Origin of the sequence: Rugosibacter aromaticivorans, from assembly GCF_000934545.1 — a bacterium.
GTDB classification, from domain to species: domain Bacteria; phylum Pseudomonadota; class Gammaproteobacteria; order Burkholderiales; family Rhodocyclaceae; genus Rugosibacter; species Rugosibacter aromaticivorans.
The window spans coordinates 2,630,934-2,650,851 of sequence record NZ_CP010554.1 but is presented as its reverse complement, the minus strand read 5'-3'; the positions used below and the strand labels follow the sequence as shown (position 1 = coordinate 2,650,851).

The window sequence follows — 19,918 nt, the reverse complement described above, 5'->3', positions numbered from 1 at the left end:
AACGCCAGATGGCGTATGGCAAACGCCTACAGCAAATGCACTTTCACTCGCTTGCCCTTGATTGAGCCAGTTGACAGCTTGCGGTGTGCCTCGCGCGCAATGCCGCGCTCAACGGCGACATAGGCAGAGGTTTCCGTGATATTGATTTTGCCAATTTGCTCTTTGCTGAATCCGGCTTCACCCGTTAGCGCGCCGAGTATGTCACCCGGGCGGATTTTTTCTTTGCGGCCGCCGAGGATCAGCAAGGTGACCATAGGCGGCAGCAGAGGTGTTTTTGCCGCGCCGGATGCAGGATGCAATTCGCTCAACGTGTGCCATTCGAATTCAACGCCTTGCATTTTCTCAATCTCGGCCACACGCCCCATCTGGTTGCCGCTCACCAGGCTGAACGCCCATCCGGCCTGGTCGACACGACCGGTGCGGCCAATGCGATGGATATGCACTTCAGGGTCCGGCGTGACATCCACATTGATCACGGCTTCCAGTTGTGCGATATCCAGCCCGCGTGCGGCGACATCGGTGGCCACCAAAACCGAGCAGCTGCGGTTGGCAAATTGCACCAGCACTTGATCGCGTTCGCGTTGCTCCAGCTCGCCATGCAAGGCGAGTGCAACGAAGCCTTCGTCGCGCAGCACTTGCAACAACGCACGGCATTGCTCGCGCGTGTTGCAAAATGCCAATGTGCTCACCGGGCGATAGTGGTTGAGCAACAACGCGACGGCGGCGAATTTGTCTTCGTTTTCCACTTCATAAAAACGCTGGCGAATTTTGCTGGCTTCGTGCTGTTCGGTGAGCGTGACCTGTTGCGGCTGGCGCAAAAATTGTCGGCTCAACCCGGCAATGCTTTCAGGATAAGTGGCGGAGAATAACAAGGTCTGCCTCTCTTTGGGGCAGGCTTTGGCGACGAAGGCGATATCGTCAAAGAATCCCATATCCAGCATGCGATCCGCTTCATCCAGCACCAGCGTGTTGAGCATTGTTAGATCCATACTGCCACGTTGCAAGTGATCCATGATGCGACCCGGTGTGCCCACGACGACGTGTGCACCATGTTCCAGGCTGGATATTTGTGGCCGTAGGGTGTTGCCACCGCACAGGGTGAGCACCTTGATGTTGTTTTCACCACGCGCCAAACGGCGAATTTCTTGCGTGACCTGATCGGCCAATTCGCGTGTGGGGCAAAGCACCAAAGCCTGCACGGCAAAGTTGCGCGGGTTGAGTTTGGTGAGCAAAGGCAAACCAAAAGCCGCCGTCTTGCCACTGCCGGTTTTTGCCTGCGCAATGAGGTCATGCCCGGCGAGTGAGAGCGGCAGGCTGGCCGCCTGAATCGGTGTCATCTGTGCGTAGCCTAGCTGTTGCAGATTCACCAGCATGGCAGGAGAAAGCGGCAGCTGGCTGAAATCTTTCCCTGTAGATGCAGATGGTGCAGCAGAATTACCGGTTTGATTATTGGTTTGGCTGGAGGTGGTCATTGGATTTTGGTGCGGTGAATGTGCAAACTCAATTTTTTTGGATTGCTTAGCTCAGCGTGATGGGCGCGACGCGCAGATTGTGCTCACCCATGATGAGCCACAGTTCGCCTTCTTGCAACGTGCATTGCAGTTGCATATTGCGTGAAGTTAAAGCAGTCAATGCAGCCGCGTCTTCCGGGCTGATTTGATAAATGGTGAGTTTTTCCTGGCGCTCAAACGCTGCACGATTTTGTTGCCACCAAATCTCCGTTGCGCGGCTACCGTAAGCGATGACCGCGACATGCTGCGCGCGGCCGCAAGCGCGACGGATGCGTTTTTCATCCGGCAGGCCAACGTCAATCCATTGCGTGATGCTGCCGGTTAAATCCTTGCGCAATAAATCCGGCTCGTCCTCTGCCGATAAGCCTTTGCCAAAAACCAGCGCCTCATTCGCATGCAAAATGAATGCGATAACCCGCATCATCATGCGCTCATCCGTCTCGGATGGATGCCGCGCAATGGTTAGCGTGTGGTTGCCATAGTAGTTGCGATCAAGGTCGGCGATTTGCAGATCAAGTTTGAAAATGGTGGATTTAAGCGCCATAAAAGTAAGAGAAGTTAGAGCACGCGCTGCTGTTGCGCGCCCAAAATGCCGCCCGAGAGCGTAATGACATCGCCACGCTTCAGATGTTGCGGCGGCTTCATGCCCAAGCCCACCCCTTCGGGCGTGCCGGTGATAATCACATCGCCGGGCAAGAGCGTCATGAACTGGCTGAGATAAGACACAATGCGCGCGACAGGGAAGATCATGTCCGCTGTGGAACTATGCTGCATGCGCTGGCCGTTGATGGAAAGTTCTAACGGAATGGTTTGCGGGTCGGGAATTTCATCGGTAGTGACAAGCCATGGGCCAATGGGGCCAAAGCCGTCAAAACTTTTCCCCTTTACCCATTGCCCATTACGCTTGGCTTGCCAGTCGCGTTCGGATACATCGTTTGCCAGGCAATAGCCCGCGACATGCGCCAAGGCCTCTTGCTCGCTAATGCGCTGTGCGCTGCGGCCCATGATGATGCCCAGCTCAACTTCCCAGTCGCCTGCAACGGAGCCTTCCGGTAAGGCAAAGTCATCATTTGGCCCGGCTAACGAGGTGATGGCTTTATTAAAAACCACGGGCTCGGTGGGAATGGCCATGCCGGATTCTTCCGCATGCTTCCTGTAATTGAGGCCAATCGCGATGAATTGGCGTATTCCGGCAACAGGTGTGCCTAAGCGCGCGCCTGTTGGTACGAGTGGCATTTTGGCAAGATCAATGGCCGCGAGTGCAGCGAGTTTTTCTGGTGCCAGCCGGTCGGGGGTGAAATCTGCAATCAGCAGCGATAAATCGCGTAGATGGCCTTGTGCATCGACGGCACCAGGCTTTTCTTCACCCAAGGCGCCAAACCTGAATAGTTTCACGAACGCTCTCCTTTGTATTGATGCTTGATGAAAGGAGAGCAGTTTAGCGGTTATTGGTAATCACACGCCCTTGGTAACTGTTGCAGTGGCCTTAATTTACGATGAGGTTCATTCTTCCAGCAGGCTACGCAGCATCCACGCCGTCTTCTCATGCACATCAAGGCGCTGGGTAATGAGGTCAATCGAGGGCTGATCGTTGGCTTTATCCATTAGCGGCAACAAGCCGCGCGCGGTGCGGGCAACGGCTTCCTGCGCATCGACGAGATGGCGCACCATTTCAAGCGCTTTGGGCTGACCATCAACCTCCTTGATGGATGCAAGGCGCACAAATTCCTTGTAAGTTCCGGGTGCAGGGAAGCCCAGAGCGCGGATGCGTTCGGCGATGAGATCGAGTGCGGTCCACTGCTCGGTGTATTGCGTCATGAACATCAGATGCAGTGTGTTGAACATCGGTCCGGTGACGTTCCAGTGGAAGTTGTGCGTCATCAGGTAGAGCGTGTAGCTATCGGCCAGCAAGTGTGAGAGTCCGGCGCTGATTTTTTCGCGGTCTTTCTTGTTGATTCCAATATCCATGATGGTCTCCTAAAGGTGATGGCGAAGCGGGATGCTTCACCTGATTAGCAAAAGTCCGCTACGAGTGAAGCATGCACAGCGGGTGCTAGCGGTCCGGTTTCGGCTTGGTAGTGCGGGTGATTAATGCCGATGGAAAGGGCCGCACCTGCTTTGGCGGCAACGATCATCTCCGGCGTGAATTCAAAGCGCAGAAAATGCACGGCGGCGGTTTTTTCTTCGTTTTCCCGCTCCATGTCTTCATCTGCAATGGCGGGCACGGCAGGAAAGTTTTCCACGCGCACCCATATCTGGTTTTCGATACCTTTGAGCTTGGCCAGCATTTCTTTGCGCTGCTGCTCATCCGCGTATTCGATTTGCATTGTGGCCTTCAGGTTGCAGCCATCCGGTACCAGCGGGGCGTAGCTATCGAGTTCGTGTTGAATGCCGTCTTCTTCGAAGATTTTTTCCACGCGCAGCATTTCCTGTATTTGATAACGAATAAGGAGCTCATTTTCAAAAATCAGCACGACATGTTCGCCGAGAAATACGCGGCGCAGTGTCTTTTCTTCCATGACACGTGCGCGCATGGTTGGGCGCGCTTTGGCATAGGCTTCCAGCGTGAGCAGGGATTCGCGAGTGAGCGTCATTTTTATTCCAGTCCGTAAGCGATACGTAGCAAGGTGAGTGGGTGTTGCTTTTCGGCGTGTCCGGCGTTGCCCGCTTCATCCATGCCTTGTTGAATATGACGGCCAGCAATGGCGCAGTCCGAGCTGATGTAGTCGGGCTCGTTTTGCGCCATGGCACGAAACACCGGGCGACCGATTTTCATGGACAGGGCGTAGTACTCATTCTTCACGCCCCAGGTGCCGTCATGTCCTGAGCAACGCTCGACTGTGTTCACCGTAGCCCCTGTGAGCTTCAACATTTCTTCGGTCTTGCGACCCATGTTCTGCACCCGCGAGTGGCAGGGAATGTGGTACGACACCTTGCCCAGCGGTTTGGGAAACTCCGTTTTGAGCAGACCATCCTTGTTGCGCTGAACGAAGTATTCGAACGGGTCAAACATGGCTTTAGCGACTGCCTGAACATCCGCATCCTCAGGAAAGAGCAGTGGTAATTCACTTTTGAACATCAGCGTGCAAGACGGCACGGGGGTGAGAATGGCGTAACCCGCTTGAGCTAACTTGACGAGATGGGGAATGTTGATGTTTTTGAGTTTCTCCACGGCGTCCAGATCGCCCAGTTCCAGCTTGGGCATGCCGCAGCAGGCTTCTTTTTCAGCCAGCAGCCAGGGAATATCGTTGTGCTCCAGCAGTTTGACGAGATCATGGCCGATGCCGGGCTCGTTGTAGTTCACATAGCAGGTAGAAAAAATCGCCACCTTGCCGGGTGTGCGCTGACCATCCTTGATTTGTTGTGCAACAGCAGCCCCGGCTGTCTTGCGAAAATGTTTGCTGTCGTATTCCGGCAGTCTGCGTTCTTTTTTTACACCAAGCACGGATTCCATTGCGCTACGAGTAATGCCGTTTCTATTAACGGCATTGACTACATGTACCACGACAGGAATCGAGGCCAGCTTACCCACGGCGTCGGTGGCGCTTAGCATGCGGTCGCGGAAGCTGGCTTCTCCCGCTTTGAATTGGATAGCCTTGGCACGCAACATGGTATGTGGGAAGTCTACATTCCACGGGTGTGGTGGCACATAAGGGCATTTGGTCATGTAGCAGACGTCGCACAGATAGCACTGGTCGACAACGCTGCCATATTTTTCTTTGGGTACGCCAGCGACTTCATCGTCGCCTGCGGCATCAATCAGATCGAACAGCGTGGGGAAGGCATTGCACAGCGAAACGCAGCGACGGCAACCATGGCAGATGTCGAAAATTCGCTCCAGTTCCTGCTCGCACGACAACGCATCGTAAAACTGGGGATTTTTCCAGTCGATTGGATGTCGCGTTGGGGCTTCAAGATTTCCTTCACGCATGGGGTTTTCCTTGAGGGCGATGAAAAGTCGGCGCTGGCGAAACGGCGGCAAGCCGCCATTTCGCTTTTGCCATGCTGCGTGTATTGCGTTTGTATTGCTACTTACTTATTACTACTTGTGTTGCCTATATTGCTTATGCGCCCAACGAATCCAGTGTGCGCTGGAACTTGTTGGCGTGCGAGCGCTCAGCCTTGGCCAGCGTTTCAAACCAGTCGGCGATTTCGTCGAAACCTTCTGTGCGCGCGGTCTTCGCCATGCCTGGGTACATGTCGGTGTACTCGTGCGTTTCGCCAGCGACTGCCGTTTTCAAGTTGTCAGCCGTTGGGCCAAAGGGCAGGCCGGTGGCTGGGTCGCCACAGGTTTCGAGATATTCCAGATGACCGTGGGCGTGACCGGTTTCACCTTCAGCAGTGGAACGGAATACAGCGGAAACATCGTTGTAGCCTTCGATGTCGGCTTTGTTCGCGAAGTAAAGGTAACGGCGATTGGCCTGAGATTCGCCAGCAAAAGCATCCTTCAGATGGCCTTCAGTTTTGGAACCTTTGAGTTGCATGATGAGTCTCCTTTGCAATGAATAGGATATGACGGTTAATGCATGTGCATGCGTTAAACCAAGTCGCGTATTGGCAATAACCCTTCGCAACTTGTCGCTACTTTAGTCGTCTTGCGTGAAAAGTTCTAATTGATTTTATGTTGGGTGGCGATAGGCAGCAGCTATTGCCAGAAACGAGCCGCCGTTGTGCGCCACTGTGTGAGTCTTCTGTGTTTTAACGTATCGGCCGTGTGCCGGGCAGATGGCAGTCAAGCAAGGCGGCGCGCATGATGTCAATGGCTTGATGGCGCGGAAAACTAGCGCGCCATACCAGGCCAACGCGGCGTGTGGGTGTTGGCTCGGTAAATGGCCGCACGCGCAGTAGCGGGTCATTTTTGGCTAAAGTATCTACGCTGCTCGCCGGCATCACCGTTACACCCACGCCGGAAGCTACCATGTGGCGGATGGTTTCCAGCGAAGAAGATTCAAGCACCTGGGGCGATTGGCCGTGGCTGGCACGGGCACATAAATCGAGCACCTGATCACGAAAGCAGTTGCCGGGGCCGAGCATGAGCAAGGGTTCTTCCAACAACTGGCTAGTTGCAAGCATTTTTTGTTTTACCCAGGGGTGCGCGACGGGTAATAGCAGGCGAAAGGGTTCGTCATACACGGGTTGTGCGACGATTCCTGGTTCGTTGACAGGCAAGGCGAGCACCAGTACATCCAGCTCGAAATTCTTGAGTTTTTCCACCAGCACCTCGGTGTAACCCTCGGCGATGATGAGCGGCATTTTCGGCGCACGTTGTTTTAGTATCGGCACGAGCGCCGGTAGTAGCCAGGGACCGATGGTATAGATCACACCCAGACGAAGCGGCCCGACCAGCGGGTCGCGTCCGGTGGCAGCAATTTCACTCACGCGGGCGGCTTCGCTCAATACGCGCTCAGCCTGGGCAACGATTTGTGCGCCTATCGCCGTGAGGCGAACTTCACCGCTGTTGCGTTCAAATAGGACGATGCCGAGGGAGTCTTCGAGCTTTTTAACCGCAACCGATAGCGTCGGTTGGGCAACGTGACATTTTTCCGCCGCACGGCCAAAGTGGTTTTCGTGGGCGAGGGCAACGATATAGCGTAGTTCGGTAAGCGTCATGTCGCGCCACCAGATTGCTGAAAAGCGGCCTGGGTGTTGCGTGATGGGCTATTCATTCTTCCTGGACTGCTTGACTTTTTGGCTGAGTCGCCAAAGGGAAGCCTTCAAATGGTTTGGAGCGTTGGTGTGGAATCAATGTCCAGGTGTGGCGGGCATTAGGCACGCCGCCATCGACGCGAATGCATGAGCCAGTGATGAATGATGCGGCCTCTGAGCGCAGGAAAACGATCGCAGCCGGGATTTCCGCCTCGGTACCAAGGCGTTGCAGAGGTACCTTCTTCTTCCAACCACGCATCTCCGCTCGCACTTCGGGCACGTAGCTGCCAAAGCCGCTACTGGCGATCCATCCGGGAGCAACGGCATTGACCCGCACACCAGAATGCGCCCATTCGCATGCCACCGTTTCGGTAAACGAGAGCATGCCGGCGCGGGCTGCGCCACTATGCGCCATGTTGCGATAACACAGCGCTCACCATGGACTTGACCATGGCTTCGTCACGAAGGTCGCCATAGGGCAACTTGCCTGCCCGCCTGCAGCAATAATTTCGGCGCGCACAGTATTGCGCTTGTCAATTTTTCGGCTTACCAGTGCAATCGTTGCGCCCGGGCTGGCAAGTTCATGCGCCGTGCAGCGACCCAAGCCACTATCCCCACCGGTAACTATGATGGTTCGTCCTGCAAAAAGACCGGGACGAAATACGGATTGGTATTTCATCGAACTACCTCTTAAGTTTTTTGAGCTGGTGCACATTACAGTATTGACATTACGGTCGGTAGAAAAGCTACTACGGTCCAGTAGGCGACTACTAAAGAACACGCCCCGGTATCATAACGTAACAGGGCATGCCCTGTTGTCACCGATCTGTCATCAATCTGCAATAGACTGAGTTTTTGACTTTATAAAAGGTAGAGCATGCCGGCCACTATTCTTGTCGTTGAAGATGAGCCAGCGATTCAATCGCTGATTGAAATTAATTTGCGCCGCGCAGGCCATGACGTTGCGTTAGCGGGGGATGCAGAAACTGCGCGTCGTTTGATAACCGCGACACTGCCTGATTTGGTTTTGCTTGATTGGATGCTGCCCGGTATGAGTGGTATTGATTTCGCGCGTCAGCTACGCCGTGATGCACGAACTCGTGATTTGCCCGTCATTATGCTGACGGCGCGCGCAGATGAACGCGATAAAATCGAAGGATTCGACATCGGTGCTGATGACTACATCACCAAACCATTCAGTCCGCGCGAGCTGGTGGCGCGTATTCGGGCGGTTTTGCGGCGGCATGCGCCACAAACGACGGATGAGGTTGTCGAACTGGGGCATTTGCGCCTTGACCCGGCGACACATCGTGTCAGTAGTGGGGGTCACGAGATTATTCTGGGCCCTACCGAGTTTCGCCTGCTGCATTTTTTTATGACACATCCCGAACGGGTACACACGCGAACGCAACTGCTCGATCAAGTGTGGGGTGATCATGTGTTTGTTGAGGAGCGCACGGTGGATGTGCATATCCGTCGTCTGCGCGCCGCACTCGAGGCAACGGCGCATGACGCGCTGATTCAGACCGTACGTGGTAGCGGCTACCGCATGTCTGCATCATGAAGCCGGTAGTGACCGAAGCGCTGGTCACGCTGATCATCGTCTTGATAGCATCATTGATCGGGGCGTGGGATGATGGGGTGCTCGGGGCAAGTGTCATGGCCTTTTGTGCGCTGGGCTTGATTCTTTTACGGCATCTGTGGTGGCTTAGTCAGTTGATTTATTGGGCGCGTGCGCCACAAGAACGTTCCCCGCCTACGGTGCTGGGCGCTTGGGGTGAATTGTGTGATCTGCTGTATCAACAAATCCGCAAAGCCACCAAAGAAACCAAGCTAGCCACGACTGAACTTGAACGTCTGCGGCTGGCCGCCGAAGTGCTGCCAGAGGGGGTGGTTATTCTGGATGATCAGCGCGTTATTGAGTGGATGAATTGGGAAGCAGAAGCCTGCTTCGGGTTAAATGCCGCCACAGACATCGGTAGCCGGTTCACCCATTTGCTGCGTGAACCCGTATTGCTCGATTATCTGAATACTGCCGGACGTGGTGCAAAACCCTTGAAGCTGACTACCCAGCGCAATCCGGGTCATACACTGCAAGTGCAAACTGTTCCATTCGCGGCGGGCCGCACGTTGCTGATGGTACGTGATGTCACGCAGCTCGAAAAGCTAGCCACTATGCGGCGTGATTTTGTGGCGAATGTTTCGCATGAACTCAAAACGCCACTCACAGTGACGCTGGGTTTTATTGAAACCGCGGCCGATGCGTTAGGGGATGCTTCGCCGGATGAGCTGGCGCACTATTTACGTATGGCATCAGAGCAAGCGTTACGCATGCAGAATCTGATTGAAGATTTATTGATGTTGTCGTCACTGGAGACGGATTCTCCCCCGATGGAAGAGGATGTGAATCTGTCTGCATTGCTCGCAGGTGTATGCGAAGAAGCGAAGGTGCTTTCCGCAGGACGCCAGAATATCAGTTTGACAATGTCTGGATCATCACATCTGGTGGGTAGTTCGCGAGAATTACACTCAGTTTTTAGTAACCTGGTAACCAATGCCGTGCGCTACACCCCCAAGGGCGGTGAGATTGCGCTACGCTGGGACGCGGGTGTGACCGGTGGTCGTTTTGCGGTCACTGATACTGGTATCGGTATTGCAGCCGAACACCTTCCCCGTCTTACTGAACGTTTCTATCGCGTCGATCATGGTCGCTCGCGTGAAATGGGGGGGACTGGGCTTGGCTTGGCGATTGTCAAACATGTGCTGGAACGCCATCAGGCGCAGTTTGATATCAGAAGTGAACCCGGCAAAGGGTCTACATTCAGCGTAGTCTTTCCCGCGCATCGCATGCGCTGAAAAGAAAATCGGGCGCAACGGTGTTAGTTGCGCCCGATTTTGTCTCCGCTAGATCAATCAGAAGGTGTGATTTATTCCCACCTGTAGGCCGGAAAGCTTGAGGCCGTCGTTGTTAGAGCCTGCGCTGCCAGCAATGCCTGTACTTCCATCTCCGAAGTCGTAACCTTTAGCCATCCCAGAAACGGCGCTGACACGGTCGTCGTTCTTTAGGTAAGCATAGTGCGCCAGCAAGGTTGTGCGTTTGGAGAGGCTGTGCTCATAGCCCAATACCCAGAACTTGGCGCCTGTGTCGGAAAGATCGGTCACGCCGGCCCGGTTGCCGCTCAGATCGTTAGCACGGAAGTATTGGGCGAGTAGCTTGCCATTGGCGGTGACCATATAGGTGCCCGCAAGGCCCCAGACGTTCTGCTTCAGGCTACCTAGGCTGCCGTCACCTTTTGTGTGTGCGAAGAGTGCGCGTACACTGGCATTACCAAACTTGTACATACCGCCGAGACGGGTTTCGGTCACATCCTCATCGGTTCCTGTATTGAAGGTGCCGGCACCGGTGCTGTTCTTTTCGGTCAGCTTGCCGTGGGTTAAGCCAACATAAACGGGGCCGTTGTCATAATTCAGCCCGAGTTCTGCCAGTGATTGATTGGCAGGATTAGCGCTGGGCGCGATGTTTTTGTTCTCGTTGGCCTGATATTGCACCGTGGCTTGAAAGCCGGAGAAGTCAGGGGTGATATAGGCGATCGAATTGGTATACCGAGTATCAAAGACTGACGCACGACCGCCGAGCTTGCCGAGTAGCGCTGAATTGTCGCCGATGCCATCGCTGTGAATTACGACGTCCAGTTTGCTCGCGATATCGCGATTCGGGCCACTGAAATTACCCAGCTTGACGGTGCCGAAATCGCCTTTGAGACCAACGAAGCTGTCACGCGCTACATCCAGACCACCGCCCGCATCAAACTTGGCATTGGATTCAAACTGGAAGAATGCGCTCATGCCATTACCCAGCGATTCGGTACCTTTGAAGCCCAAGCGTGAGCCGTTTGACTGAACGCGAGTGTAATCGGGTGCACCCCGGCCGGCGCCTGCTGCGCCGCTGGTATTGATGATGTCGAATGTGCCATCGACGACGCCATACACCGTCACATTAGACTGCGCAAAAGCGGCACCGGACAAGCTGGCAATAGCCAGCGCAATAAATTTTTTCTGCATAAGTCACCCCTAGTAGTCCTGCGTTTAAAAATTTAACCGCTAACAAAGAAAGACGCCACGTGTCGGTCTCTGCCAACGGCTAACGCAGTTTAGGTAGCGTGTGTGACCGAAATGTGATGCCTGGATGAAGAAAATATGACAGAGGGACGGTGGAGAAAGCGGTAGAGGATAAGTTCAGGTGGTAAATGTGCAACGTTCGAATTCACTACCATGCGCAATGAGGTGTGTGAGGGTGACAATTTCTGCGAATGTTCGCATGAGCGCAATGCGGCGACCAATCTGAAAACTGCCGACAGGCAAAATCAGGCTGGCGGGTTCGTCAGCCGATTGGTTCGCGCCAATAAAAAAAGCTGGGCGGTACGCTGCGTGCTCTGAGTCAATGGGCCGTGCCACGATGGCTTGAGTTTCTCCCGGGAAAAGCTGGATGCCGACAGCCAGCGAGTCGGTATCCTGACGTAATGTCCAGCGCACACAGCCAAGAACAAAGGCTGCACTTTTTTCAGAGTGGGCAGCGATAAGCGAACCAGTGGCAATTCGTACGCCTTCTTTGAGCGGCCGTGAAATGCGCAGACCCGTGGTGGAAATATCCAGCAACTTCCAGTCATCCATGATTTCCCAATTTTCGATATGGAAGGTGTCAGGCGTGGGCTTAGCGATATTTAGACGATGGCTCGTGTCGCCAAATAAGGCGAATCTTTCTTGCTCACGGCGTATGGCATCATCATCCTGGGTTGTGGATTGAAAGGTGCGGTGACCGGATAAATGGAAATGCACCGCATCATAGCCAGCAATGAAACGGCAATTGCCGCTGGCGCTCTGGCGCAGATGCTTTCGTGCACTACTGCCTTGACACCAGCGATGCAGTAAACGCGCTAGCAACTTGCCAGCTGTGGGTTGGGTAACGTCACTGCCAAGTTGAAGATCAGTTGGCGAATGGCCTTGCTCGAGTAGCATAATGCGAGAAGTCAGGCTAGTGCGCAGTGCTGTAGTCTCTAGCCAGCGGCCTTGTGCTGATTGCCGGGGAACATAGTCTGCGGGCTGGTCCGAATCAAGATCAACCCACAAAGGATGTGCACAGAGGCGGATATCCTCAGGGGGTGTTTTTAGTAGTTTGATTTTGCTTCCCCACCGTTGCGTCCAACGAGCGACCCAGGCCAGATCACGTGGGGGAAGTTCATAGGGGCTTGTGACATAAAGTAGATGACATTCGGCGTAAACAGCCAGCGGTGTTACGGTTTGTTTTCTGTAGCGCAAGGGGTCGTTGATTTTTTGTTCTGCAAGACCCGTGGACTCAGCGAGAAAAAAAACCTGGTGTAATTTTTTCCAGTACCCGAAATCTGGCAGACGTTTGCCTTGAATGATATCCATTTGCCAGTCGGCGAGGGTGGCTAATGCACGTTGAGCTACCGTGGCATTTTTTTTTGATGGCTCTACGGGTACGGTATCGTATTCTTCGAAACAGTGTAGATAATTAGTGAGCAGAGATTGCCATATTGCGAGGGTGCTATCCAAAGCTGCTTGCTCTGAGGGCGAGAAAGGGAGTGGCCGACCAACAAATTTTTTCGCCATAGCGTCTTGCGCTTGGCGAATGGGCCCGCGTAATGTTTCCAGAACAGCGAAACGTTCGGTAATAGGCAATGTGAAGCGTGCAAGTAATGTGAGTTGACGCAAAAAAATGGCTTGAGCCTGCATCGCATTGGCTAGCGGAACGGTCTTTAGCCAGTCGCGGCAGTGGGCAGCTGTGGTAAAAGCGGGCGGTTGTTCTGTGCCTGTCGAGGGGAGATCAAAATTCATTGGTCATGACTCCTGGGCAAAAGTTGTTGGTGTAATGCGGTGCTAAGTGCTGTGCTGGAAGGGATGATGCGTGGCGCACCGATGCGGCTGGGGGTGGCCCATATGGGTGAGGGGAAGTGGCTATCGTCGTGCCAGCGAGGAATTACATGCCAGTGTAGGTGAGGCACCAAGTTACCCAGGCTGGCGAGATTGATTTTGTCCGGCGCGAGCTGCTGGCGAAGGGTGCGCTCAACGGCTTGCACAATACGCATTAAATGGCTGGCCTCACGTTCCGTCAGGTCGCTCATTTCTGCCACATGGGGTTGCCAGATGACGCGGCAAAAGCCTGGGAATGTCGTGCCTTCGTGACTCGTCACCCGCACCACACGGCAGTGGCTGTCGGCCCACAACTCTTCGCCACCCGGCGAATGGCATAACTCACAATCATACTCACTCATCATTGGCAAAGCATGCATCACGCACTGGCTCGCAGTGGCTGATGGCGTCAGCGTACTCGCTAGAGCAACACACGCTCTATTCCCCCGGCGTTGGCAGCGCGAACATAGTCTGCCAACCAATCGGGACCAAGAATTGCTTTCGCCATTTCGACCACGATGTAGTCAGCGGAAGTGTTGGCGTCGTCGTCATAGCGTGATAAACCCTGCAGGCAAGACGGGCAGGAGGTGAGAATTTTCACTTGATCTACCGTATCACCAGCACCGTCCAGAGACGGATTCAAAAGTCCGTCTCTGGGCAAGACTTTTTGCCCGGCGCGGAGCCGCGCTGCGCCCAGCGCGATTTCTTCCTGTTTTCTGAAGCGCACTTGCGTTGAGATATCCGGCCGAGTGACTGCCAGCGTGCCGGACTCACCGCAGCAACGATCATTCAAATCGACCTGTTGACCCATCAGGGCATTGGCAACCTTGATACCCGAGTGGTGTTTCATCGGCGTGTGGCAGGGCTCGTGATACATGTAGCGTACACCCTTGGCACCTGCCAGATGAATATCTTTTTCAAACAGCCATTCGTGAATATCCACCAGACGGCAGCCCGGAAAAATCTTGTCGAACTCATATTTCAGCAGTTGGTCCATGCAGGTGCCACAAGACACCACGACCGTTTTGATATCGAGATAGTTGAGCGTGTTGGCGACGCGATGAAATAACACGCGGTTTGACGTGGTAATGGCTTGGCCCTTTTCTTCTTCGCCCGCTGCGGTTTGCGGGTAACCGCAACACAAGTATCCTGGCGGCAACACTGTTGTTGCCCCTGCGTGCCAGAGCATGGCCTGAGTTGCCAAGCCGACTTGCGAAAAGAGGCGTTCTGAACCACACCCCGGAAAGTAGAACACGGCTTCGCTCTCATCGGCAGCCTCAGCAGAATTAGCCGCATTAGGCATGCGTTGCGGATTGCGAATGACAGGGATGAGCGTGTCGTCTTCCAGATTGAGCAGGCCGCGCGCGGTGCGCATGGGCACATTTTTCGGCATAGGTTTGTTGATGAAGTGAATCACCTGCGCCTGAATTACGGGCCGTCCCAAGGTTGCTGGAGGATGTTTGACGGAATCCTGAATCAAGCCAAATGCTTTGCCCAACCGATAACCCAGACGTTGCGCCTTGTATCCCAACTGAATCATGCCAGCACGCAACAGCTTGATGGTTGCTGGATCTGTCGCATTGAGAAAAGCCATCGACGCGGCTGTGCCGGGATTAAATTTCTTCTTGCCCTGACGGCGCAAAAAATTGCGCATGGCTACTGAGACATCGCCAAAGTCGATATCTACCGGGCAGGGTGTCAGACATTTGTGGCACACCGTGCAATGGTCGGCGACATCTGAAAACTCATCGAAGTGCTTGAGGCTGATGCCACGCCGCGTTTGCTCTTCATATAAAAAAGCCTCAATCAGCAGGGATGTCCCGAGGATTTTGTCGCGGGGTGAATACAGCAGATTAGCGCGGGGCACATGGGTCGAGCACACAGGTTTGCATTTGCCACAACGCAGGCAGCTTTTGATTGAATCTGAAATCCTCCCGATTTCAGATTGCTCCATGATCAAAGATTCCGTGCCGAGCAGGCTGAATGACGGCGTATAGGCGTTGGATAAATTACCGCCAGCAAGCAGCTTGCCGCGATTAAACCGACCTTCCGGGTCGACGCGCTGTTTATATTCGCGGAAGGGGCGAAGTTCGTCTTCGGTCATGAATTCCAGCTTGGTAATGCCAATGCCATGCTCGCCGGAAATCACACCACCCAGCGATTTGGCTAGCACCATGATGCGCGCAACCGCTTGGTTGGCGGTTTGCAGCATGGCGTAGTCTTCCGAATTGACGGGGATGTTGGTGTGCACATTGCCGTCACCTGCATGCATGTGCAGCGCGACGAAAACACGGCCACGCAACACTTCTTTTTGCACGGCTTCAATACCAGCCATCGTTGGTCGGAAAGCGACACCATCAAAAATCGATTCCAGCCCCGCTTTGAGCTCACGTTTCCACGATACACGCAAACGGTAATTTTGCAGATCATCGAAATATTGATCAAGCTGGTCAAGATAATTCTGCCAGCGTGCACGCACTTCTCGGATGAGTTCTAGTGCCTGTTCACGACGGTCACCGAGTAGCTCGGCCTTATCGAGGTTCGTATCCCCACTATTCAGTGGCAGATCGCCTTGCAGGTAAGTTTCCAGCGCGTCGGCCAGCGCAATCTTGTTGGTGATGGAAAGTTCGATATTGATGCGCTCAATGCCATCGCAATAATCGCCCATGCGCGGCAAAGGAATCACCACGTCTTCGTTGATCTTGAAGGCATTGGTATGCTTTGAAATGGCGGCAGTGCGTCCGCGATCGAGCCAGAATTTTTTGCGCGTTTCGGCGGATACAGCAATGAACCCTTCGCCGCCGCGCAGGCTGGCGAGACGCACCACTTCAGAAGCGGCGGCCATCACCGCCGTCTCGTCAGCGCCGACAATATCGCCGATCAACACCATCTTCGGCCGTCCATGCCGTTTGGCTTTGGTGGCGTAACCGACGGCGCGCACATAACGCTCGTCGAGATGCTCCAGTCCGGCGAGCAACGCGCCACCGGGACTGGTCTTGAGATAGTCGGTGATTTCTGCAATAGACGGTACGGCGTCGCGCACCTGGCCAAAAAATTCCAGGCAGACCGTGCGTGTCACTGGCGGCATCTTGTGCAGAATCCACACCGCCGAGGTAATCAGCCCGTCCGTGCCTTCTTTTTGTACGCCGGGAAGGCCGCCCAGAAATTTATCCGTGACATCTTTGCCCAGCCCTCGTTTGCGGAACTGCGCGCCGGGGATGGCCAGCATTTCTACACCCAGCTTTGTTTTACCGCTGGTATCAAAACGGGTCAGGCGGAAGGTGACGCGTTCTTGCTCGTGAATTTTGCCGAAATTATGATCGATGCGCTCTACGTCCAGCCAGTTACCGTCCGGTGTGACCATGCGCCATGAGGCCAGATTGTCGAGCGCCGTGCCCCACAGCACTGCCTTTTTGCCGCCAGCGTTCATGGCGATGTTGCCGCCGATACAGGACGCATCGGCCGAGGTCGGGTCGCAGGCGAAGACCAGCCCGGCAGCTTCGGCGGCTTCCATCACGCGGCGCGTGACCAGGCCAGCGCCGGTACGTACGGTGGCGTAATCGCGCGCATTTTTCCCCGTCAGGCCAGGCAGACGCAGATTTTGTATCGGCGCCAGATCAATCAGTTTTTCGGTGTTGATCACCGCCGAGTTCGCATCCAGCGGCACTGCACCGCCGGTGTAACCCGTGCCACCACCACGCGGAATGATCGTCAGCCCCAGTTCGACACAACCTTGCACCAACGCTGCAATTTCTTCTTCCGTATCGGGCTTTAGCACGACAAATGGAAACTCAACGCGCCAATCGGTGGCATCGGTGACATGCGAGACGCGCGCCAGACCGTCAAAGGCAATGTTGTCGCGGCGGGTGTGGCGTATCAGGCGTTTGAGGATTTTTTTACGTAATTGGGCGGTGTCGTCAAACCAGCGCTCGAACGATTGCACGGCGAGTTCAGCGGCAGCGAGCAGATGCGCCACGCGTTCATTGCCTGCGCGGCGTAGATCAATTTCTTGCAGGCGATGGCGCAAGGCATCAATCAGCGCGCGGCGTCGCTTGGCGTTAGCCAGTAAGTCGTCTTCGAGATACGGGTTGCGGCGAACCACCCAGATATCACCCAGCACTTCATACAGCATGCGTGCCGATCGGCCGGTAATGCGCTCGGCGCGCAGTTCGGTCAACGTGGCCCACGCGTCTTCACCGAGTAATCGAATAGTGATTTCGCGGTCAGAGAAAGAGGTGTAATTATAGGGGATTTCGCGCAGACGGGCGTTCATGGTGTGATGGAATACGTTAGGCAAGGCCTCATTTTAGGCTATTGCGATGCACCCTGTTGAACAGAATGCCCCCCTTCATAGTGTGGAATCAGTGCGGGGCTCAGTGGACGAAAATCAGCGCTTTACGCATAATTTTTGCAGCACGCGTGGGGTGGTGCGGCGGTTACACTTGGGGCTCCTCTTCTTGCTAAAAATGATGCCTCAGCGCATGAATACCGTCTTTCTTAACAATTTTAAAAATCAGCTGGGGCGCAATGGGCTTGTGAGCGCATGACTTCATCAGTTTTTGACGCGAAAGGCCTGACATGACGGCAACATCTGCCCGCTCGCTTCCGCGCGAGTTGCTTCATTTGGCATGGCCCTCCCTGGTGGCGCAGATCGCCGTGATGGGCAGTGGGGTCATTGATACGTTGATGTCTGGCCATGTCTCCTCGCTGGATCTGGCGGCGGTGGGTATCGGCGGCAGTATCTACGCCACGGTTTTCGTGACGGCCATGGGCGTCTTGCTGGCACTGATTCCTATTGTTGCGCATCACTATGGCGCACGGCGTATTACGGCAATTGGCGCGGACGTGCGACAAAGCCTGTGGCTGGCGCTGGGTTTGTCTGTGATGGTTGTTCTGTTGCTCAAAAACCCGGGACCTTTTCTTTATTTTTCGCACTTGTCACCAGTGCTTGAAGTAAAAGTACGCGCTTACCTTGACGCCTTGGCCTGGGCGGCGCCGGGTTATCTGATCTTTCGCGTTTTTTATGGTTTCACCACCGGCATTGGGCGTCCGCGTCCGGTGATGATGCTCAATGTAGCGGGGCTGCTACTCAAGGTGCCACTTAACGCCGTATTTATGTATGGCTACGGGAAGTTGCCTGCGCTGGGCGGGCCGGGCTGTGGCTGGTCGTCTGCGATCATTGCCTGGTTACTGGCATCGGTTGCCTGGATTTGGTGTCGTCAGGAAGAAACCTATGCTGCGTACGGCGTGTTTTCGTCATTTGAATGGCCGCAGTGGCGTGCATTAAAAGAGCTGCTGCGACTGGGCGTGCCGAGCGGGGCATCCTTTCTGGTGGATGTGTCGGCGTTTACCTTCATGGCTTTGTTTATCGCCCGGCTGGGGCCGCAGTTTTCAGCGGCACATCAGATTGCCGCGAATGTGGCGGTGTTTTTGTTCATGGTACCGATGTCTCTGGGCAGTGCCACCAGTGTGCTGGCCGGACAGGCATTGGGCGCAGGAAATAGTCGGCGCGCGCGACACGCCAGTTTGCTTGGCTTGGCCACGGCAGGCACGCTGGGCACTGTGTCTGGCACAGCACTTTATTGCGGTGCCCTGCCGCTGGCACATGCCTACACCTCGGATGTGGCTGTAGCCACTGCCGCAGCCAGCCTGCTGTCGCTGGTCGCCTTCTACCACCTCGTCGATACCGTGCAGGCCGTGATGGGACAAGTACTGCGTGCTTACAAACGTGCCTGGATACCGATGGTGATTTATGCCGTATCACTCTGGGGCGTTGGTTTGGGTGGCGGCTATCTGCTGGGCCTGACCAGCACATTCGGCCCACCGCACGGCGCGGCAGGTTTCTGGCTCGCGGCGACGGCAAGTCTGGTCGTGGCCAGCGTCGCTGTGACTGCTTATTTTTTGCGCGTATCGAAGCAAAGCAGAAAGCCGGTTGGTGCAGGCCGGGTAATGCCGGGATAGATGCAACATTATTGCGTTTGATGGGATTTTGTGGTTTTATCGCCGGATGCCAGTCAATCCGCTTGCTGCTACATCCTCACCCCTGCCTTTGCCAGACCGCATCCGCGCTGCCGGCCGCAAGGTAACGCCAGGGCGGATGCGGGTGCTCGAGTTGTTGGGCACAGTGCACCAGCCTTTGAGCCATGCGCAGATCGAGACCCTGCTGGAAGCCGAGGCAGCGTTGCGCATGGATCGTGTCACGCTGTACCGTATTCTTGATTCGCTGACCACGGTCGGGTTGCTGCTCAAGGTGGTGGATGCGCGTGGCGTATTCCGCTTTTCCGGTGCGGATGCCGCGCGTGCGCATGAGAGCCATGTGCATTTCCGCTGCCAGACATGCAGCGGTGTGTTTTGCCTGGATGCCCAGCCGCCGCTTGCACCTGAATTGCCCAGCGGCTTTCGGTTGAGCGCAGTTGAGTTCGGCCTGCGTGGCACTTGCCCGCAGTGTGTGCAGGCTGCCGGCGGCGTATAGCGTTTTGTCTGACATGCACTCTTTCCCCCGTTTTTTCTGCGTGGTCTTTTTGTCGCTCGCGTTGCTGGTTACGCAGTACATCGGGCTGGCGCATGGTTTCAGCCATCTTGGCACGGCTTCGATCCAACAGGCCATAACACAGAGTGACACAAGCGATTCGCAGCACGCGGCGCTGCATGTATGCGCCGCGTGCGTCGCTTTCAGCGGCTTGCATGCTGCACCGCCTGTGGTCGATGCGGTGTTTCCGATGGTATTTGCACATGCCATTACCGTCGGTTTCGCCGTCTCGCCAGCGCCGACTTTTCCTGCTCCCGCCGCTTTTCGCAGTCGCGCTCCGCCTACGCTCCCGGTTTGACTG

At 55.1% G+C, this 19,918-nt stretch carries 19 protein-coding genes; 5 read left to right on the top strand and 14 right to left on the bottom strand.

From position 1 onward, the window contains the following. Positions 1–26: 26 nt before the first annotated feature. From dbpA to PG1C_RS15075, 10 genes are all read right to left on the bottom strand, one after another. Positions 27–1,472: an ATP-dependent RNA helicase DbpA gene (gene dbpA, locus PG1C_RS13145; RefSeq protein WP_202635187.1), complete on the bottom strand. Its 1,446-nt coding sequence runs from the start codon at positions 1,470–1,472 to the stop codon at positions 27–29. A 46-nt stretch (positions 1,473–1,518) separates the two neighbouring features. Then, complete coding sequence (locus PG1C_RS13140; protein ID WP_202635186.1) at positions 1,519–2,055, bottom strand: YaeQ family protein; 537 nt, start codon at positions 2,053–2,055, stop codon at positions 1,519–1,521. 14 nt (positions 2,056–2,069) lie between these two features. Next, the gene (locus PG1C_RS13135; protein WP_202635185.1) at positions 2,070–2,906 is read right to left on the bottom strand and encodes a fumarylacetoacetate hydrolase family protein; all 837 of its coding nucleotides are present in this window, start codon (positions 2,904–2,906) and stop codon (positions 2,070–2,072) included. Positions 2,907–3,014: 108 nt separating this feature from the next. Continuing rightward, on the bottom strand, positions 3,015–3,479 hold the full coding sequence (locus tag PG1C_RS13130) for a Dps family protein (RefSeq protein WP_202635184.1): 465 nt from the start codon (positions 3,477–3,479) through the stop codon (positions 3,015–3,017). Between the two features lie 44 nt (positions 3,480–3,523). Continuing rightward, entirely contained in the window at positions 3,524–4,105 is a 582-nt protein-coding gene (locus tag PG1C_RS13125; protein ID WP_202635183.1) for a DUF3501 family protein, read from the bottom strand. A gap of 2 nt (positions 4,106–4,107) precedes the next feature. Next, the gene (locus tag PG1C_RS13120; protein ID WP_202635182.1) at positions 4,108–5,442 is read right to left on the bottom strand and encodes a (Fe-S)-binding protein; all 1,335 of its coding nucleotides are present in this window, start codon (positions 5,440–5,442) and stop codon (positions 4,108–4,110) included. 133 nt (positions 5,443–5,575) lie between these two features. Continuing rightward, positions 5,576–5,995, bottom strand: a complete 420-nt coding sequence (locus PG1C_RS13115) for a rubrerythrin family protein (RefSeq protein ID WP_202635181.1) — start codon at positions 5,993–5,995, stop codon at positions 5,576–5,578. A gap of 214 nt (positions 5,996–6,209) precedes the next feature. Then, a complete protein-coding gene (locus PG1C_RS13110) occupies positions 6,210–7,121 on the bottom strand; it encodes a hydrogen peroxide-inducible genes activator (protein ID WP_202635180.1) in 912 nt (303 codons plus the stop codon). Positions 7,122–7,173: 52 nt separating this feature from the next. Continuing rightward, positions 7,174–7,572, bottom strand: coding sequence for an SDR family oxidoreductase (locus PG1C_RS14690; RefSeq protein ID WP_237218197.1), 399 nt, complete (start codon positions 7,570–7,572; stop codon positions 7,174–7,176). 18 nt (positions 7,573–7,590) lie between these two features. Further along, entirely contained in the window at positions 7,591–7,836 is a 246-nt protein-coding gene (locus PG1C_RS15075; protein ID WP_237218196.1) for an SDR family NAD(P)-dependent oxidoreductase, read from the bottom strand. Positions 7,837–8,034: 198 nt separating this feature from the next. Here PG1C_RS15075 and phoB point away from each other — a divergent pair, with 198 nt between their 5' ends. Then, a complete protein-coding gene (gene phoB / locus PG1C_RS13100; RefSeq protein WP_202635179.1) occupies positions 8,035–8,721 on the top strand; it encodes a phosphate regulon transcriptional regulator PhoB in 687 nt (228 codons plus the stop codon). Continuing rightward, positions 8,718–10,013: a phosphate regulon sensor histidine kinase PhoR gene (gene phoR, locus PG1C_RS13095; protein WP_202635178.1), complete on the top strand. Its 1,296-nt coding sequence runs from the start codon at positions 8,718–8,720 to the stop codon at positions 10,011–10,013. The genes phoB and phoR overlap by 4 nt, the downstream gene beginning before the upstream one ends. A gap of 57 nt (positions 10,014–10,070) precedes the next feature. Here phoR and PG1C_RS13090 read toward each other — a convergent pair whose 3' ends face one another. From PG1C_RS13090 to PG1C_RS13075, 4 genes are all read right to left on the bottom strand, one after another. Continuing rightward, positions 10,071–11,219: a porin gene (locus PG1C_RS13090; protein ID WP_202635177.1), complete on the bottom strand. Its 1,149-nt coding sequence runs from the start codon at positions 11,217–11,219 to the stop codon at positions 10,071–10,073. 174 nt (positions 11,220–11,393) lie between these two features. Continuing rightward, positions 11,394–13,013, bottom strand: a complete 1,620-nt coding sequence (locus tag PG1C_RS13085) for a hypothetical protein (RefSeq protein ID WP_202635176.1) — start codon at positions 13,011–13,013, stop codon at positions 11,394–11,396. Beyond that, a complete protein-coding gene (locus PG1C_RS13080) occupies positions 13,010–13,468 on the bottom strand; it encodes an HIT family protein (protein ID WP_237218195.1) in 459 nt (152 codons plus the stop codon). Before PG1C_RS13080 ends, PG1C_RS13085 begins: the two co-directional genes overlap by 4 nt. A gap of 41 nt (positions 13,469–13,509) precedes the next feature. After that, a complete protein-coding gene (locus PG1C_RS13075) occupies positions 13,510–17,361 on the bottom strand; it encodes a DUF3683 domain-containing protein (RefSeq protein WP_202635175.1) in 3,852 nt (1,283 codons plus the stop codon). Between the two features lie 305 nt (positions 17,362–17,666). Here PG1C_RS13075 and PG1C_RS13070 point away from each other — a divergent pair, with 305 nt between their 5' ends. The 3 genes from PG1C_RS13070 to PG1C_RS13060 are packed head-to-tail and all read left to right on the top strand — an operon-like array spanning position 17,667 to position 19,915. Next, positions 17,667–19,049 carry an MATE family efflux transporter gene (locus tag PG1C_RS13070; protein ID WP_202635174.1) on the top strand — a complete coding sequence of 461 codons (1,383 nt, stop codon included), beginning with the start codon at positions 17,667–17,669 and terminating at the stop codon, positions 19,047–19,049. A gap of 46 nt (positions 19,050–19,095) precedes the next feature. Then, positions 19,096–19,560, top strand: coding sequence for a Fur family transcriptional regulator (locus tag PG1C_RS13065; RefSeq protein WP_202635173.1), 465 nt, complete (start codon positions 19,096–19,098; stop codon positions 19,558–19,560). Positions 19,561–19,573: 13 nt separating this feature from the next. Then, positions 19,574–19,915, top strand: a complete 342-nt coding sequence (locus PG1C_RS13060) for a hypothetical protein (protein ID WP_202635172.1) — start codon at positions 19,574–19,576, stop codon at positions 19,913–19,915. Positions 19,916–19,918: the final 3 nt, after the last annotated feature.

Coding starts and splice junctions, on each gene's coding strand:
- PG1C_RS13130 (WP_202635184.1), bottom strand. CDS start 3,479: ATGGATATTGGAATCAACAAGAAAGACCGCGAAAAAATCAGCGCCGGA.
- PG1C_RS13070 (WP_202635174.1), top strand. CDS start 17,667: ATGACGGCAACATCTGCCCGCTCGCTTCCGCGCGAGTTGCTTCATTTG.
- PG1C_RS15075 (WP_237218196.1), bottom strand. CDS start 7,836: ATGAAATACCAATCCGTATTTCGTCCCGGTCTTTTTGCAGGACGAACC.
- PG1C_RS13125 (WP_202635183.1), bottom strand. CDS start 4,105: ATGACGCTCACTCGCGAATCCCTGCTCACGCTGGAAGCCTATGCCAAA.
- PG1C_RS13115 (WP_202635181.1), bottom strand. CDS start 5,995: ATGCAACTCAAAGGTTCCAAAACTGAAGGCCATCTGAAGGATGCTTTT.
- PG1C_RS13120 (WP_202635182.1), bottom strand. CDS start 5,442: ATGCGTGAAGGAAATCTTGAAGCCCCAACGCGACATCCAATCGACTGG.
- PG1C_RS14690 (WP_237218197.1), bottom strand. CDS start 7,572: ATGGCGCATAGTGGCGCAGCCCGCGCCGGCATGCTCTCGTTTACCGAA.
- PG1C_RS13085 (WP_202635176.1), bottom strand. CDS start 13,013: ATGAATTTTGATCTCCCCTCGACAGGCACAGAACAACCGCCCGCTTTT.
- PG1C_RS13080 (WP_237218195.1), bottom strand. CDS start 13,468: ATGCATGCTTTGCCAATGATGAGTGAGTATGATTGTGAGTTATGCCAT.
- PG1C_RS13090 (WP_202635177.1), bottom strand. CDS start 11,219: ATGCAGAAAAAATTTATTGCGCTGGCTATTGCCAGCTTGTCCGGTGCC.
- PG1C_RS13075 (WP_202635175.1), bottom strand. CDS start 17,361: ATGAACGCCCGTCTGCGCGAAATCCCCTATAATTACACCTCTTTCTCT.
- PG1C_RS13065 (WP_202635173.1), top strand. CDS start 19,096: ATGCCAGTCAATCCGCTTGCTGCTACATCCTCACCCCTGCCTTTGCCA.
- phoB (WP_202635179.1), top strand. CDS start 8,035: ATGCCGGCCACTATTCTTGTCGTTGAAGATGAGCCAGCGATTCAATCG.
- PG1C_RS13110 (WP_202635180.1), bottom strand. CDS start 7,121: ATGACGCTTACCGAACTACGCTATATCGTTGCCCTCGCCCACGAAAAC.
- PG1C_RS13060 (WP_202635172.1), top strand. CDS start 19,574: ATGCACTCTTTCCCCCGTTTTTTCTGCGTGGTCTTTTTGTCGCTCGCG.
- dbpA (WP_202635187.1), bottom strand. CDS start 1,472: ATGACCACCTCCAGCCAAACCAATAATCAAACCGGTAATTCTGCTGCA.
- phoR (WP_202635178.1), top strand. CDS start 8,718: ATGAAGCCGGTAGTGACCGAAGCGCTGGTCACGCTGATCATCGTCTTG.
- PG1C_RS13140 (WP_202635186.1), bottom strand. CDS start 2,055: ATGGCGCTTAAATCCACCATTTTCAAACTTGATCTGCAAATCGCCGAC.